Source organism: Halomonas sp. ND22Bw (assembly GCF_003011945.1).
Taxonomy (GTDB): Bacteria; Pseudomonadota; Gammaproteobacteria; order Pseudomonadales; family Halomonadaceae; genus Halomonas; species Halomonas halophila.
In genome coordinates, this window is the sequence record NZ_PXWD01000006.1 from 194,791 (window position 1) to 208,917 (window position 14,127).

At 70.5% G+C, this 14,127-nt stretch carries 11 protein-coding genes; 4 read left to right on the forward strand and 7 right to left on the reverse strand.

Annotated elements, in window-relative coordinates; genetic code table 11:
* Positions 1–71: 71 nt before the first annotated feature.
* Together CVH10_RS10080 and CVH10_RS10085 are read right to left on the reverse strand one after the other, a co-directional pair.
* Entirely contained in the window at positions 72–1,103 is a 1,032-nt protein-coding gene (locus tag CVH10_RS10080; RefSeq protein WP_106488583.1) for a CmpA/NrtA family ABC transporter substrate-binding protein, read from the reverse strand.
* Positions 1,100–1,735 (reverse strand): ANTAR domain-containing protein, encoded by a 636-nt coding sequence (locus tag CVH10_RS10085; protein WP_327050287.1) that lies wholly within the window; start codon positions 1,733–1,735, stop codon positions 1,100–1,102. Before CVH10_RS10085 ends, CVH10_RS10080 begins: the two co-directional genes overlap by 4 nt.
* Before the next feature lie 312 nt (positions 1,736–2,047).
* On the opposite strand from CVH10_RS10085, the gene CVH10_RS10090 reads away from it, so the two are divergent.
* The 3 genes from CVH10_RS10090 (at position 2,048) to CVH10_RS10100 (ending at position 8,001) form a co-directional block, all read left to right on the forward strand.
* The gene (locus tag CVH10_RS10090; RefSeq protein WP_106488584.1) at positions 2,048–4,852 is read left to right on the forward strand and encodes a nitrate reductase; all 2,805 of its coding nucleotides are present in this window, start codon (positions 2,048–2,050) and stop codon (positions 4,850–4,852) included.
* Positions 4,809–5,789 (forward strand): uroporphyrinogen-III C-methyltransferase, encoded by a 981-nt coding sequence (gene cobA / locus CVH10_RS10095; protein ID WP_369335776.1) that lies wholly within the window; start codon positions 4,809–4,811, stop codon positions 5,787–5,789. Before CVH10_RS10090 ends, cobA begins: the two co-directional genes overlap by 44 nt.
* 79 nt (positions 5,790–5,868) lie before the next feature.
* Entirely contained in the window at positions 5,869–8,001 is a 2,133-nt protein-coding gene (locus CVH10_RS10100; RefSeq protein ID WP_035592916.1) for a PhoX family phosphatase, read from the forward strand.
* 109 nt (positions 8,002–8,110) lie between these two features.
* Here the strand turns inward: CVH10_RS10100 and CVH10_RS10105 are convergent, their stop codons facing one another.
* From CVH10_RS10105 to CVH10_RS10125, 5 genes are all read right to left on the reverse strand, one after another.
* Positions 8,111–8,545 (reverse strand): GFA family protein, encoded by a 435-nt coding sequence (locus CVH10_RS10105; RefSeq protein WP_106488585.1) that lies wholly within the window; start codon positions 8,543–8,545, stop codon positions 8,111–8,113.
* Positions 8,546–8,566: 21 nt separating this feature from the next.
* Entirely contained in the window at positions 8,567–9,055 is a 489-nt protein-coding gene (locus CVH10_RS10110) for a peroxiredoxin (RefSeq protein ID WP_035592918.1), read from the reverse strand.
* A 33-nt stretch (positions 9,056–9,088) separates the two neighbouring features.
* Positions 9,089–9,778: an SDR family oxidoreductase gene (locus CVH10_RS10115; protein WP_106488586.1), complete on the reverse strand. Its 690-nt coding sequence runs from the start codon at positions 9,776–9,778 to the stop codon at positions 9,089–9,091.
* A 130-nt stretch (positions 9,779–9,908) separates the two neighbouring features.
* The gene (locus tag CVH10_RS10120; protein WP_106488587.1) at positions 9,909–11,258 is read right to left on the reverse strand and encodes a NarK family nitrate/nitrite MFS transporter; all 1,350 of its coding nucleotides are present in this window, start codon (positions 11,256–11,258) and stop codon (positions 9,909–9,911) included.
* A 308-nt stretch (positions 11,259–11,566) separates the two neighbouring features.
* Positions 11,567–12,268 (reverse strand): murein L,D-transpeptidase catalytic domain family protein, encoded by a 702-nt coding sequence (locus CVH10_RS10125; RefSeq protein ID WP_106488606.1) that lies wholly within the window; start codon positions 12,266–12,268, stop codon positions 11,567–11,569.
* Between the two features lie 228 nt (positions 12,269–12,496).
* On the opposite strand from CVH10_RS10125, the gene CVH10_RS10130 reads away from it, so the two are divergent.
* Positions 12,497–14,122 carry a murein L,D-transpeptidase gene (locus CVH10_RS10130; RefSeq protein ID WP_369335777.1) on the forward strand — a complete coding sequence of 542 codons (1,626 nt, stop codon included), beginning with the start codon at positions 12,497–12,499 and terminating at the stop codon, positions 14,120–14,122.
* Positions 14,123–14,127 lie beyond the last annotated feature (5 nt).

Genomic DNA, 14,127 nt, shown 5'->3' on the forward strand with positions numbered 1-14,127 from the left:
CAGAAAAGTCAGTGGGTTAAGCGGCCATCGTCGGGGGATGACCGCTGGCGAGGCGGTCCCTGGCCGCGCCGTTATGCACGCTCCTGGTGCGTCGCGGCATCGAAATGCACGGGGCTGTAGCAGGTCTCGACCACGTGGCGCTGGAGGGGGACGTCGAGCTGGCGGGCCAGGTGGTCCACGACCCTTTCCATCTCGCCGACTTCCGGGCGCAGCCCGGTGAGACGCTGTTCCACCGGCGGCTCGCCCAGCGGCAGCGTCGGCAGGTGGTCCATGGCGCGATCCAGATAGGGCGGCAGGGCCAGCCAGTCCCGGGCCTGGCGGCGGTGCTCGGGCGCCTCGGCCAGCCAGTCGGCGGTGGCGACCAGGGCGCGGATCAGGGCCGCGAGGGTGGCAGGGTGGCGCTCGGCCCAGTCGCGGGTCACGCCGAGCATTTTCTCGGGATGGTCGGGCCACAGCTGGGCGCCGGTGGCGACGACATGTCCGCCGCCGCGCTGGGCGGCCTGACTGCCCCAGGGCTCGCCGACGCAGAAGCCGTCGATACGGCCCTGCTCGAGGGCTTCGACCATGCGCGACGGCGGCAGGGCGACCAGCTCGACATCGCGATCGGGGTCGAGGCCGCCCAGAGTCAGCCAGTCGCGCAGCTGATAGTGGTGGCTGGAGAAGGGATGGACCATGGCCAGCCGCGGACGCGGCGCGCCGCGCCGGCGCAGTCGCTCGGCGAAGTCACGGGCGTTGACGGCCGGGTCGCGGCCGCCGGGCGAGTCGTCGAGGGGGGCGGCCATGCCCTCCGCCCAGTAGGACGACAGCACCAGGGTATTGCCGTTGCGGCCGAGCACCAGCGGCGCCAGGGCGTCGCAGGGCGGCCCGGAGGCGCCCAGGCTCATGGCCAGCGGCAGCGGAGCCAGCAGCTGGGCGCCGTCGAGCATCCCGGCGGCCAGCTTGTCGCGCAGGGTCGACCAGGCGCTCTCCCGTGACAGCGTGACGTCGAGCTCCTCGGCGGCGAAGAAGCCGCCTTCCCGGGCGACGATCGGCAGGGTGGCGTCCAGCAGCGGGACGATGCCCAGGGTCAAGCGGGGGCGCTCGGGGGCATGGGGCATGCTCATAGGCCTTTCTCCAGTCCTTCGAGGATATCGATCACGTTGCCGGCCACCTCGCCGATGCGCTGGCCCCGGTCCATGGCCAGCTTGCGCAGCGTCTGGTAGGCCTGGGGTTCGTCGCAGTCCTGATGCTTCATCAACAGCCCCTTGGCCTTCTCGATGCGCTTGCGGTCGGCGAGCTGGGTGCGGGTGCGGTCGAGCTCCTGGCGCATCGACTGGAAGGCGTCGAAGCGGGCCACGGCGACCTCGAGGATCGCTCGGACCCGGGTCGGCACCAGGCCGTCCACCACGTAGGCGCTGACGCCGGCCTTGAGGGCGGCCTGCATCGACTCGGGGTCGTGCTGGTCGGCGAAGAACACTACCGGCCGCGGGTTCTGGCGATGCAGCTGCGACATGCTGTCGAGGGTGTCGCGGTCGGGGGATTCCATGTCGATGATGACCACGTCGGGCGCGTGGCGCTGGACCATGTCGTTGAGGCTGGCCGGGCTTTGAAGGTGGCAGATCACTTCGTGCCCCTCCTGGCCGAGGGCCTCCTCGACCATGGCGGCGCGCACGCTCTCGTCGTCGACCAGCAGGATTCGCAAGGGCTGGGGCATGGCATAGGGCTCGTGATGGGGGAAACGGTCAACCCAGGCCATGCAAGAGACGTTCCAGCATCGGCGTCGCCGACGCCCGGGCGGCGAGGCGTCGTCGTTGCGCCGAATCCTGCACCATGAGGGCGCGGAGTGCGGTGGGAAACGCGGCGGCCTGGTGCAGGCGACATCGATCCTCCGGACGCGCCGGTCTGAGACGCGGCGCTTTTCGTCCGTCTGGCACACCGATTGCTTCTATCGGGAAAAGACACTCCCGGATCGCCACGGCGGCGATCCACGGCAACGACGCCCACCCCAGTGCCCACCCGGCACGGCGGTGGGCGTCGTCGTGTCGGGACCATGATCGAGGAGAGCACCATGCAACAGGCGCGCACCACCTGCCCCTACTGCGGCGTCGGCTGCGGCGTGACCGTCGACATCGAGGGCGGGCGAATCACCGGCGTGGAGGGCGACGGCGACCATCCGGCCAACTACGGGCGGCTGTGCGTCAAGGGCTCGGCGCTGGCCGAGACCCTGGGCGATCATGGCCGCCTGACCCGGCCCCGGGTCGACGGCGTCGAGGTCGACTGGGACACCGCGCTCGATGCGGTGGCCAGCCGCCTCCAGGCCACCCGCGCATCAGCCGGCGATCACGCCGTGGCGGGCTATCTGTCCGGTCAGCTGCTGACCGAGGACTATTACGTCGCCAACAAGCTGTTCAAGGGCTTTCTCGGCACGCCGCACCTGGATACCAACTCGCGGCTGTGCATGGCCTCGGCGGTGGCCGCCTACAAGCGCTCGCTGGGGGCCGACGCCGTGCCGTGCAGCTACGAGGACCTGGAGGAGGCCGAGCTGGTGGTGCTGGTGGGTTCCAACCTGGCCTGGAACCATCCGGTGCTCTATCAGCGCCTGCGCACCGCCAAGAGCCGCAATCCGCTGATGCGGGTGGTGGTGATCGACCCGCGGGTCACCGACAGCTGCGAGATCGCCGACCTGTACCTGGGACTCAGGCCCGGCACTGACGCCCGGCTGTTCACCGGCCTGCTGGCGTGGATGGCCGACAAGGGACGGCTCGACGACGTCTATCTGGCGCAGCACACCGACGGGCTCGACGCGGCCCTGGCCGCGGCCCGCGAGGACGACGTGTCCATCGCGGCCATCGCCGCCGACTGCGACGTCGACGCCGAGCGCCTGGAGACCTTCTTCTACTGGTTCGCCAGCCAGCTGCACGTGGTGACCCTTTATTCCCAGGGCATCAACCAGTCGTCCAGCGGCACCGACAAGTGCCAGGCGATCATCAACTGCCACCTGGCCGGCGGCAAGATCGGCCTGCCCGGCGCCGGGCCGTTCTCGATCACCGGCCAGCCCAACGCCATGGGCGGCCGCGAGGTGGGCGGGCTGGCCAACCAGCTCGCCGCCCACATGGACTACGACTCGCCCGGCGCCCTCGATCGCGTGACGCGCTTCTGGGCCACCGAGCACCTGACGCCGAGCCTGCCCGAGGCGCCCGGGCACAAGGCGGTGGCGCTGTTCGAGGCCATCGAGCGTGGCGAGATCCAGGCGCTGTGGGTGATGGCCACCAATCCCGTGGTCAGCCTGCCCGACGCCAACCGGGTGCGGGCGGCGCTCGAGACGTGCCCGCTGGTGATCGTCTCCGAGTGCATGGCCGACACCGATCTGCTGCCCTACGCCGACATCGTGCTGCCGGCGTCGTCGTGGTCGGAGAAGGACGGCACCGTGACCAACTCCGAGCGGCGCATCTCGCGCCAGCGCGGGATGCTGTCGCCTCCTGGCGAGGCGCGCCACGATTGGTGGATCGTCTGCGAGGCGGCGCGCCGCCTGGGCTTCGGCGAGGCCTTCGCCTACGGCCATCCCGGCGAGATCTTCGTCGAGCACGCCAGGCTCTCCGGCTTCGAGAACGCCGCCGACGATCCCGGCAGCGAGGCGCGGCTGTTCGACATCTCGGCGCTGGCGGAGCTCGACCGCGATGGCTACGACGCCCTGGCGCCGATCCAGTGGCCGGTGACCGCCGCGGCCCCCCGTGGCACCGCGCGGCTGTTCGAGGACGGCCGTTTCGCCACCCCGGACGGCCGGGCCCGGCTGCTGCCGGTACGCCCGCGCGGCCCAGAGCAGGCGCTCAGCGCCGAGCGCCCGCTGCGCCTCAACACCGGCCGGGTGCGCGACCAGTGGCACACCATGACCCGCACCGCCCGGGCGCCGCGGCTGATGAATCATCGCGCCGAGCCCTTCATCGAGATGACGCCGGAAGACGCCGCCGCCTTCGGCGTCGGCGACCAGCAGCTGGCGCGGCTGACCGGCGCCGGCGGCCAGTACCGCGCCCGGGTGCGGCTGACCAAGGCCCAGCGCCGCGGCGAGGTCTTCGTGCCGATGCACTGGACCGACCGCTTCAGCGGCGCGGCGCGCACCGGCGGCCTGCTCGCCGCCCATCTCGACCCGATCTCCGGCCAGCCCGAAGCCAAGCACGGCGCGGTGAGCCTGGCGCCGCTGGCGCTGGGCTGGGAGGCGACGTTGCTAATCGCCCCCGGAGAATCCGGTGAGGCCGGCGACTTCGCGGGCCGCGACGACGGCGCCTACTGGGCGCGCATCCCGCTGGCCCACTGCCAGCGCTGGCAGCTGGCCGGGGGCGAGCCCGGCGACCAGAGAGACTGGCTGGCCTGGGCACGCCACTGGCTGCCCACGGCGCCGACCCTGTGGAGCGACGACCCGGCCGGCGGCCGGCTGCGCGCCGCGGGCCTCGAGGGCGGCCGGCTGCGCTGGTGGCTGATGGTGGCGCCGCCCGCCGAACTGCCGGGGCTGGCCTGGCTCGACGCGCGCTTCGCCGAAGGTGCGCTCGAGGGTGACGTGCGCCGTCGGCTGCTGGCCGGCTGCGACGCTGGCGAGGGCGATGTCGGCCCGCTGGTGTGCAGCTGCCATCAGGTGGGCCAGACGACCATCGTCGACGCCATCCGCGCCGGCGACGCCAGCGTCGAGGCGCTGGGGGCGCGGCTCGCCTGCGGCACCCAGTGCGGCAGCTGCCTGCCCGAGCTCAAGTCGCTGCTCGAGGAGCATGCCCCGGACACCGCCGGTGCCGGGACCGATTCCCAGACGCCCGATGCCAATACACAAGAGGAGAGTGGCCATGCGCGCTCCGAGCAAGCCAAGAACCCCGTTCGCGTCGCCTGACGCCCTGCGCCGCGGTTTCTCTGCCCTGGCTCGGCTGGGCCAGGGCCTGTCGCCCCGCTTGAGGGCCGGTCGCGTCGGTGAAGCGGACGATGACGCCGCGCGGGTCTCGCTGCGCGGCGAGTGTCGCCCCGGGCGGGTCTATCTGGTCGGCGCCGGCAGCGGCGACGTCGAGCTGCTGACGCTGAAGGCCGCGCGGCTGCTGGCCCAGGCCGATGCCGTGGTCTACGACCGGCTGGTCGGCGAGGAGGTGCTGGCGCTGATTCCCGCCGGCCGCGAGCGCTACTATGTCGGCAAGGCCAGCGGCCACCACAGCGTGCCCCAGGACGAGATCGGCGCGCTGCTGGTGGCGCTGGCGGGGCAGGGCAAGTCGGTGGTGCGCCTCAAGGGCGGCGACCCCGGCGTGTTCGGCCGCATGGGCGAGGAGCTCGCCGCCCTGGCCGAGGCCAAGGTCTCGGCGGAGATCGTCCCCGGCATCACCGCCGCCTCGGCGGCCTGCGCCTCGATGGGCATCCCGCTGACCGATCGCGCCCATGCCCAGCAGCTGCGCTTCGTCACCGCCCAGCTGTGTCGCGAGGGCGGCGCGCCGGACTGGGCCGCACTGGCCCGCCGCGACGAGACCCTGGTGTTCTACATGGGGCTGGCCAAGGTCGAGGCGATCTGCGCCGGGCTGCGTGGCGCGGGGCTGCCCGACGACTGGCCGATCATGCTGGTGGCCAACGCCAGCCAGCCCGAGCAGGCTGCCCTGGTCGGCACCCTGGGCGACATGCCGGCGCGCCTCGCCGAGACGCCGCTGCCGTCCCCCTGCCTGATCGTGGTGGGCAGCGTGGTGCGCATGGCCGATTGGACGCCGGCCCCGTGGCCGCCGGCGTGGGCCTCGCCGCTGGCCCATCGTGGGTCATCTTCCTGTCACGCCCGTGGCGCATCATCCCGAGTCTGACACGATGCCGACGATGCGGGGCAGGAAGGCGTCTTATCGTCGGCCGGATAAGAAGACGTCTGACCGTGAGGAGACCAGGATGAGCAAGGAAATCGAAGATCATCGCCTGTTGAACCCGAGCAGCAACGAGCCGTTCTCCTCGGTGCTGGAAACGCATGTCTCGCGCCGTCGCGTGATGCAGGGCGGTCTCGGCATGGCGGCCATGGCGATGCTGGGCGGCTTCGGCATGGGCGGTCTGGCAGGGCGTGCCGAGGCCGCGGGCGCCGAGAAGACGCCGCTGTCGCTGGCCTTCGAGGCCATTCGTGGTTCGCGTACCGACGCCGTGGTCGTGCCGGCCGGCTATACCGCCCAGGTCCTGATTCCCTGGGGGACGCCGCTCAACGGCCAGGCCCCGGCCTGGCGCGAGGACCTGGCCTTTACCGCCGACATCCAGGCCAACAGCGTCGGCATGCACCACGACGGCATGCACAACTTCGCCCTGGACGAGGGCTCCGCCTCACGCCGCTTTCTGCTGGCGATGAACAACGAGTACATCGACCAGGCCGCCCTCTGGGCGCCCAAGGGCGGGCCCACCAACGCCGAGCAAGGCAAGCGTCCGGCCGAGGAGGTGCGCACCGAGATCAACGCCCATGGCGTGACCGTGGTCGAGCTGCAGAAGATGGACGGTGGTCGCTGGGGCCACGTGGCGGATTCCTCCTATAACCGCCGCTATACCAGCGCCACCGAGATGGCGCTGAGTGGTCCGGTGGCGGGCAGCGACTACGTCAAGACCAAGTACTCCCCGGACGGCACCCTGACGCGCGGTACCAACAACAACTGCGCCAACGGCTATACCCCCTGGGGGACCTACCTGACCTGCGAGGAGAACTGGCCGGGCTACTTCATCAAGGATGCTGACCGCCAGCTCGACGACGACCGCCTTGGCATCGCCGAGGGACGCGGGCGCTACGGGTGGGAAACCGCCGCCGGCGATGCCAGCGAGCGCAACGACGAGTTCGCTCGCTTCAATGCCACCCCGACGGGCGACTCGGCCCTCGACGACTATCGCAACGAGCCGCGCACCTTCGGCTACATCGTCGAGATCGATCCCTACACCGGTGAACGCGCCGTCAAGCGCACCGCCCTGGGGCGCTTCCGTCACGAAGGCTGCTGGCCGGGCAAGCTGGTCGCCGGCGAGCCCGTGGTGTTCTACTCCGGTCACGACTCGCGCAACGAGTACATCTACAAGTTCGTCTCCGAGGCGCCCTGGGATCCGGCCGACGCCAACCGTCCCGGCGCGGCCTATGACCGCCTGGCCCTCGGTGCCAAGTACATGGACGCCGGCACCCTCTACGTGGCGCGTTTCGATGCCGACGGCAGCGGCGAATGGCTGCCGCTGACCCCGAACGCCGAGACCCGCGACGGCCGCCCCCTCGCCGAGGCCCTGGGCCTGGCCGCGGACGATGAGGCCGGCGTGATCGTCCACACCTGTGATGCCGCCGACCTGATGGGGGCCACGCCCATGGACCGCCCGGAGTGGGGCGCGGTGGACCCGGCCTCCGGCGAGGTCTACATGACCCTGACCAACAACTCCCAGCGCACCGAGGAAGGCACCGCCGCGACCTACACCAACGACGGCGGCGATATTCAGGAAGCGGGCGTGGGCTATGCCACGGCGCCGACCAACGCGGCCAATCCGCGGCCCGAGAACGAGAGCGGCCAGGTGATCCGCTGGCGCGAGAATGCCGGCTCGACGCGCTTCGACTGGGAGGTGTTCGTGTTCGGGGCGGCGGCCGGCGATGCCGACAACCTCTCCGGGCTGACCGAGCTCAACCAGTTCGCCAGCCCCGACGGTCTGCACTATGACGACCGCGGCGACGGCCAGGGCATCCTGTGGATCGAGACCGACAACGGCTACGCGGGCGTGGCGGACGACACCAACGATCAGGTGCTGGCGGTGGTGCCTCAGAACGTCAGCCAGGCCGAGGGCGATGCCTCGGTGATCGGCGGCGGCGACCAGGCCCGGCTCAAGCGCTTCGCGGTCGGTCCCAACGGCTGCGAGGTGACCGGCATCTGCTTCACGCCGGACAAGACGGCGATGTTCATCAACATCCAGCACCCCGGGAACTGGCCGGCCGGCGATGACGCCACCGCCGAGACCCAGGGCAGCGTGCGGCCGCGCGCCTCCACGGTGGTGATCCAACGCGAGGACGGCGGCCGGATCGGCGTCTGATCGCGCCGCCTCTGGCATGCCTCGAAACGAAGCGCCCCCGGCAGATTGCCGGGGGCGCTTCGTTGCGTCGGGCAGACGCCAGGGGCTGAACCCCGGACGCAACGGGCTCTCAGTCGTCGCCTCGCTCGAAGGCCTCGAACACCTCGCGACCGGTGAGGTTGCGGGTGTCGTTGGCGAAGGCGTACCAGGGGGGCTTCTCGTCGATGAAGATCTGGCTGTCGAAGGTCCAGGCCTGGCCCACATCGACCAGCCCCGCCGGCACCGCATAGTGCTCGCCGGTCTTGAGGCGATAGAACAGATGCGTGCCGCAGTGGCGGCAGAAGGCGCGTTCGGCCCAGTCCGAGGAGGCGAAGACGGTGACGTTGTCCTCGCCCTCGCCCTCGAGATGGACGCTTGAGACCGATTCCAGCGCCAGCAGCGGCCCGCCACCCCAGGTGCGACACATCTGGCAGTGGCAGGCGCCGATGTTCTGGCGCGAGGCCTGCACCTCGAGGGCCACGGCGCCGCACAGGCAGCTGCCGGTCAGGGTCATGGCGTCATGCATGGCATGCCTCCTCGGGCCGGCTCAGCCCTTGAGATGGGCCAGGATGGCGTCGGCGCTGCTGGCCTCGATGACGCCCTTCTGGGTGTCGACGCCCAGATATTCCACCACGCCGTCGTTGGCGACCAGCGCGAAGCGCTTGCTGCGGGTGCCCATGCCGCCGCCGCTGGCGTCCATGTCGAGGCCCAGGGCGCGGGTGAATTCGGCGTTGCCGTCGGCCAGCATGGTCATCGCCTGGGCATTCTGGTCCTTCTGCCAGGCATCCATCACGAAGGCGTCGTTGACCGCCATGCAGGCGATGGCGTCGGCGCCGGCGGCAAGGATGTCATCGGCATGCACCACGAAGCCCGGCATGTGGGTATTGGAGCAGCCCGGGGTGAAGGCGCCGGGCACGGCGAACAGCACGACCCTGCGGCCGGCGAAGAAGTCGCCGGTGGCGAGATCCTCGGGGCCCTTGGGGCCGTTGGTCTTGATCGTGACGTCGGGGAGGCGGTCACCGGTGGCGATCGTCATGGGGTAGCTCCTTGTGATGAGGGGAAATCGGGATCACGCGTCGGACAGCGGCGGTGTGGGGCGAACCAGGATCTCGTTGACGTCCACGTGTGCCGGCTGGCCGAGTGCATAGAGCGCGGCCGCCGCGATATCGCGGGCCGCCAGGGCAGGCTCGGGGGGCTCGTCGAAGAAGGGCGTGTCGACCATGCCCGGCTCGATCAGGGTCACGCGAATGCCGCTGCCACGCAACTCTTCGCGCAGGTTATAGCCGAGACCTGTCACCGCCCACTTGGTGGCGCCGTACATCGAGCCGGGGATGGTGGCGCGACCCGCGGCCGAGCCAGTGAGCAGCATGTGGCCGCGCGTCCTTCGCAACGCCGGCAGGGTGGCCTGCACGGTGAGCCCCAGGCCATAGACGTTGGTCAGCAGCATCTCTCGCCAGGCCTCGTGATCGGCGCCGCTGAAGCCGCCGGGCGAGCCGCCGCGGCCGGCATTGGCGAAGACCGCGTCGAGGCGTCCGAAGCGCTCGAGGATCTGTTCCACCATGGTTTGCTGGGCGGCCATGTCGGTCACGTCCAGGGCCACGCTCAGCACGTTCTCGGGCCCGAGCTCCTGCTTCAACGGTTCCAGGCGCTCGCGGGACCGGGCGGTCAATACCAGCTTGTAGCCCTCGCGAGACGCCGCGCGGGCCGTGGCCGCACCGATGCCGCTGGAGGCGCCGGTGATCAACAGTACCTGTTCCATTCCGCTCTCCTTGCCGGGGCACAGTGTCTTCCAGAATGGCCATATCCCTCGGGGTCTGCAAACCCGTGGCCTGCCAACGATGACGCCCCCGTCGCGGAACGACGGGGGCGCCGGCGGGACGAGACAGGGCTCAGCGCAGCGACAGCGCGCCTTCTTCCGCACCGCTGGCGGCCTCGCGGTAGGCGGCCTGCTCCTCGGCCTCGACCTCGGGCGAGAAGCGCACCACCAGGGCGCACAGGGAGGCGAGGATCACGGCGATGCCGAGATAGAACAGCCCCTGCTGGTAGGAGAGCGACTCGGCGCGGAACAGGAAGCCGGCGGCGACCGCTCCGGCGTTGCCGCCGGCGCCGACGATGCCGGACACCGCGCCCAGCGCCTTCTTGTTGATGAAGGGCACCACGCCGAAGGTCGCGCCCTCGGCCATCTGCACGAACAGGCTGAACACCAGCATGATGCCGATGGCCAGCGCCAGCACGTGCATCTGCGAGAAGAACATCAGTGCCACGCCTTCGCACAGCATGGCGATGAACAGCCAGCGGACCCGGCCCTTGAGCCCGCCCTGGCGGGCGAACAGGTCGGAGAAGATGCCGCCCAGGGTGCGCGCGAAGAGATTCATCAGCCCGAACAGGCCGGCGATCATGCCGGCGGTGGCCAGGCTCAGGTCGAAGTTGTCGAAGTAATAGATGGCGGCGATGTTGTTGATGGTCAGCTCGACGCCGAAGCAGGCGGCGTAGACCACGAACAGGGCCCAGACGCGCACGTCCTTGGCGGCGGCCTTGAAGCTGGCGCCCATGCCGTGCTCGCCGCTGGCTGGCGGCAGCTCGCCGCGGGCGCGCAGCTCATCGAAGTTGCCGTCCGGGGCATCCTGGGTGAAGCGGTAGTAGGCGATGCCGGTGAGCAGCATCACGATCCCCGGCACGACCATCGCCAGGCGCCAGCCGAGGGTCTCGCTGACGCCGAGCATCAGGATGCCGGAGAAGATCAGCGGCATCACGATCTGGGTGGTGCCGCCGCCGAGGTTGCCCCAGCCGGCGGAGGTGGCGTTGGCGGTGCCCACCACGTTGGGGGCGAACATCACCGAGGTGTGGTACTGGGTGATCACGAAGGAGGCGCCGATGGCGCCGATGGCCAGGCGCGCCAGAAGGAAGGTCTCGAAGCTGTCGGCCAGGCCGATGCTCATCACCGGCAGCGCCCCCAGGCACAGCAGCCAGGTATAGGCGCGGCGCGGGCCGATACGGTCGCACAGTACGCCGATGACCAGGCGCACCACGATGGTGATGGCCACCGAGGCGATGATGGTGTTGCCGATCTGGGTCTTGGTCAGCCCGAGGTCGTCTCGCACCACCGCCATCAGCGGGGCGATGCCGAACCAGCCGAAGAAGCAGAGGTGGAAGGCGAACCACGAGAAGTGGAAGGCACGCATCTGCGGCATCTTCCCGTTGAGCAGACGCATCCTGTTGGCCTTGTTGCGGATTTCCATGGGGGTACCTCGTCGAATGACGTTCGAACACGCGATCTCTTGGGCCTTCGCCGTTGAAGGTCGGGTCCGACGCACTCGTACCCCGAGGGGGCCTGGTCCACGTCTGGCGCTTACTGCCGATACTTATGCATAAGCATTGCCAGGGTGTCGGGAATTCCGCTTATTCAGCACGTTAGATATTTTTCCGGGAGAGCGGGGGCGCCGAGGACGGCGCGGTATGGCGCATGACCGGGCCGGTCTGGCCCGGTCATGCGCCGATGTGGTGCTTGTGGCAGCGAGACGTGGCTGGGAGACGTGACGGGGAGAGATCAGCGCGTCACGGACGCCAGCTGACGGTCGTCTCGGGGGCAGCGCAGGAAGGCCGAGTCGGCCAGCCACTCGGGATCGGGGTAGTAGGTGAAGAGGTACTGGCTTTCCTTGAGGCTGTCGATCAGCGGTACGGCGATCTCCTCGCGCACCGCCGGACAGCCGTGGCTGCGCCCCAGGCGGCCGGTGCGCTCGATGAATGCCTCGCTGACGTAGTCGGCGCCGTGCATGACGATGGCGCGCTGGAAGGCCTGGTCGTTGATGCCGGGCTCCAGGCCCTCGAGGCGCAGCGAGTAGCCGTTGCTGCCCTCGTAGCTGTTGAGGGTGCGGAACAGGCCGATGCTCGATTGATGGCTCTCCGGCACGTTGGAGAACTCGCTGGCCATGGCGTCACCGGAGCCCTGGCCGTGGGAGACCAGCTCGCGGAACATCAGCCGGTCGCGGACCAGGTCGAAGACCCACAGCCGCTGCTCGGTGGAGGGCAGCGAGAAGTCGATCACCGCCAGCCGCTCGGCGCCGGGATCGGCGCAGGAGAGGGCCTGGGCCGCCAGGCGCAGGACCTGCGGGTCGGCGGTGGGGGCGAGGTGCGTCAGGCGGTTCGCCAGCGGGGAAGGCGGTGCCAGCGGCGTGACCGCCCGGGAGAGGAAGTCCCGCGCCGAGGCGGGCGTGGCCAGCAGCAGGGCGGCGGCCAGCAGCGGGGCCAGGCGTCGGCCCCTTGAACGCGGCAAGGGCATACGGCGTCTCATGTCGTAAGGTGAAAGCTCATCTGTCGGTGTTCGGGGCCTCGCCGATCGGTCTTGTCGGGCGTAGAGGCGTCAGTTTGTCGTATTATGGACAAGGCGGTCAGGAAGACCAGTCTCGTCAGCCGAATGCCAGGAGGCCACATCATGCGAGTCGCGAACGTCCTACCACGATATCTACGCCGAGGCGGCATGATCATGCTGGTGGCGTTGTTGCCGATCACGGCGAACGCGGAGACGGCGTCGGAGGCTGACGCCGATGCCGTCGACGAGTCGGCCGCCCCGGCGTCTCTGCTGGACGAGCGTCTCGAAGCGGCTTCGCCGCGGCTGGCGCGTTTCTATGCGCTGCACGGCGGGCTGCCAGCCTGGCAAGATCGTGCGGCGGTGACCACCCTGGTCGAGTTGCTCGAGGCCCTCGAGGGCGACGGTCTCGACCCCGCCGACTACCGCCCCGAGCGCCTGGCGCGCGAGGCCGAGGCCGCGCTCGACCCGGCGGCCTCGGAAGCTGCCCGGATGCGCTTCGATCTGGACGCCAGCCGCACCCTGCTCGACGCCCTGACCCAGCTGCAGCGTGGGCGCCTCGACCCGCGCGATGTCTACCCCGAGTGGGAGATTCCGGTGGCCCCGCCGCGCCTGGACCTGGTCGGCATCGAACGGGCCATCGCCGATGGCGACGTGGAGACGGTGCTGGCCCTGGCGCGCCCCGAAGGGGAGGAGTACGCCGGCCTCAAGCGGGCGCTGACGCGCTACCGCCATATCGCCGGGCTGGGCGGCTGGCCGATGCTGCCGGCGCGCCAGGCGCCGCTGCGTCCGGGCGACGTCGACGAGGACGTGGCCCTGCTGCGCCGACGCCTGGCGATGGTCGGTGAACTCGAGGTGATGGCCGCCGACGTCACGCACTATCTGCCCAACCATCCCGACATCGCCCTGGAGTCGCCGGGCCAGCATCGCTACGACGATACCCTGGCGGCGGCGGTGAGGCGTTTCCAGCGCCGACACATGCTGGCGGAGGATGGCGTGATCGGGCCGAATACCCGGGCGGCGCTCAACGTGCCGGCCCGGGTGCGGATCGAGACCCTGCGTGCCAATCTGGAGCGGGCCCGCTGGCTCTCCGGCGAGCGCTCCGGGTGGCGGCTGGAGGTCGATCTGGCCGGACAGCGCCTCGACTACCATCGCCCGAATGGCGAGCGCTGGGGCGCGCGGGTCATCGTCGGCCAGCCCGGCCGCGCCTCGCCGGTGCTGCGCTCCGAGATCACCTACCTGACCCTGAACCCCACCTGGACGGTGCCACCGACCATCATGCGCGAGGACGTGCTGCCCGCGGTGCGTCGGGACCTCGACTATCTGGCCGAGCACGACATGGAGGCGATCGATCCGCAGGGCCGACGCCTGGACCCCGAGGCCATCGACTGGCAGCGGCCGGGCGCGGTGATGCTGCGCCAGCGCGCCGGCCCGCGCAACCCGCTCGGACGGCTGGTGCTGCGTTTCCCCAACGACCATCTGGTCTATCTGCACGATACGCCGGCCCGGGGGCTCTTCCATCGCCCGCAGCGGGCGCTGAGCTCCGGCTGCATCCGTGTCGAGAACGTCGCCGAGCTGACCCGCCTGCTGATCGAGGACAGCGGCTCGCGCATCGCCCTGGACCGGCGCATCGCCAGCGGCGTCACCGACAACGTCTCCCTGGCCCGGCCGGTGCCACTGACGCTGCATTACTGGACCGCCGAGGGTGAGGCGGATGGCCTGGCGAGCTTCCGCCCCGACGTCTACGGCCGTGACGCGGCGCTGATCGCTGCGCTGGCCGACGCGCCGGCCAGCTGACCGGG

Coding starts and splice junctions, on each gene's coding strand:
- CVH10_RS10085 (WP_327050287.1), bottom strand. CDS start 1,735: ATGGCCTGGGTTGACCGTTTCCCCCATCACGAGCCCTATGCCATGCCC.
- CVH10_RS10115 (WP_106488586.1), bottom strand. CDS start 9,778: ATGGAACAGGTACTGTTGATCACCGGCGCCTCCAGCGGCATCGGTGCG.
- cobA (WP_369335776.1), top strand. CDS start 4,809: ATGCGCGCTCCGAGCAAGCCAAGAACCCCGTTCGCGTCGCCTGACGCC.
- CVH10_RS10130 (WP_369335777.1), top strand. CDS start 12,497: ATGATCATGCTGGTGGCGTTGTTGCCGATCACGGCGAACGCGGAGACG.
- CVH10_RS10080 (WP_106488583.1), bottom strand. CDS start 1,103: ATGAGCATGCCCCATGCCCCCGAGCGCCCCCGCTTGACCCTGGGCATC.
- CVH10_RS10100 (WP_035592916.1), top strand. CDS start 5,869: ATGAGCAAGGAAATCGAAGATCATCGCCTGTTGAACCCGAGCAGCAAC.
- CVH10_RS10110 (WP_035592918.1), bottom strand. CDS start 9,055: ATGACGATCGCCACCGGTGACCGCCTCCCCGACGTCACGATCAAGACC.
- CVH10_RS10090 (WP_106488584.1), top strand. CDS start 2,048: ATGCAACAGGCGCGCACCACCTGCCCCTACTGCGGCGTCGGCTGCGGC.
- CVH10_RS10120 (WP_106488587.1), bottom strand. CDS start 11,258: ATGGAAATCCGCAACAAGGCCAACAGGATGCGTCTGCTCAACGGGAAG.
- CVH10_RS10105 (WP_106488585.1), bottom strand. CDS start 8,545: ATGCATGACGCCATGACCCTGACCGGCAGCTGCCTGTGCGGCGCCGTG.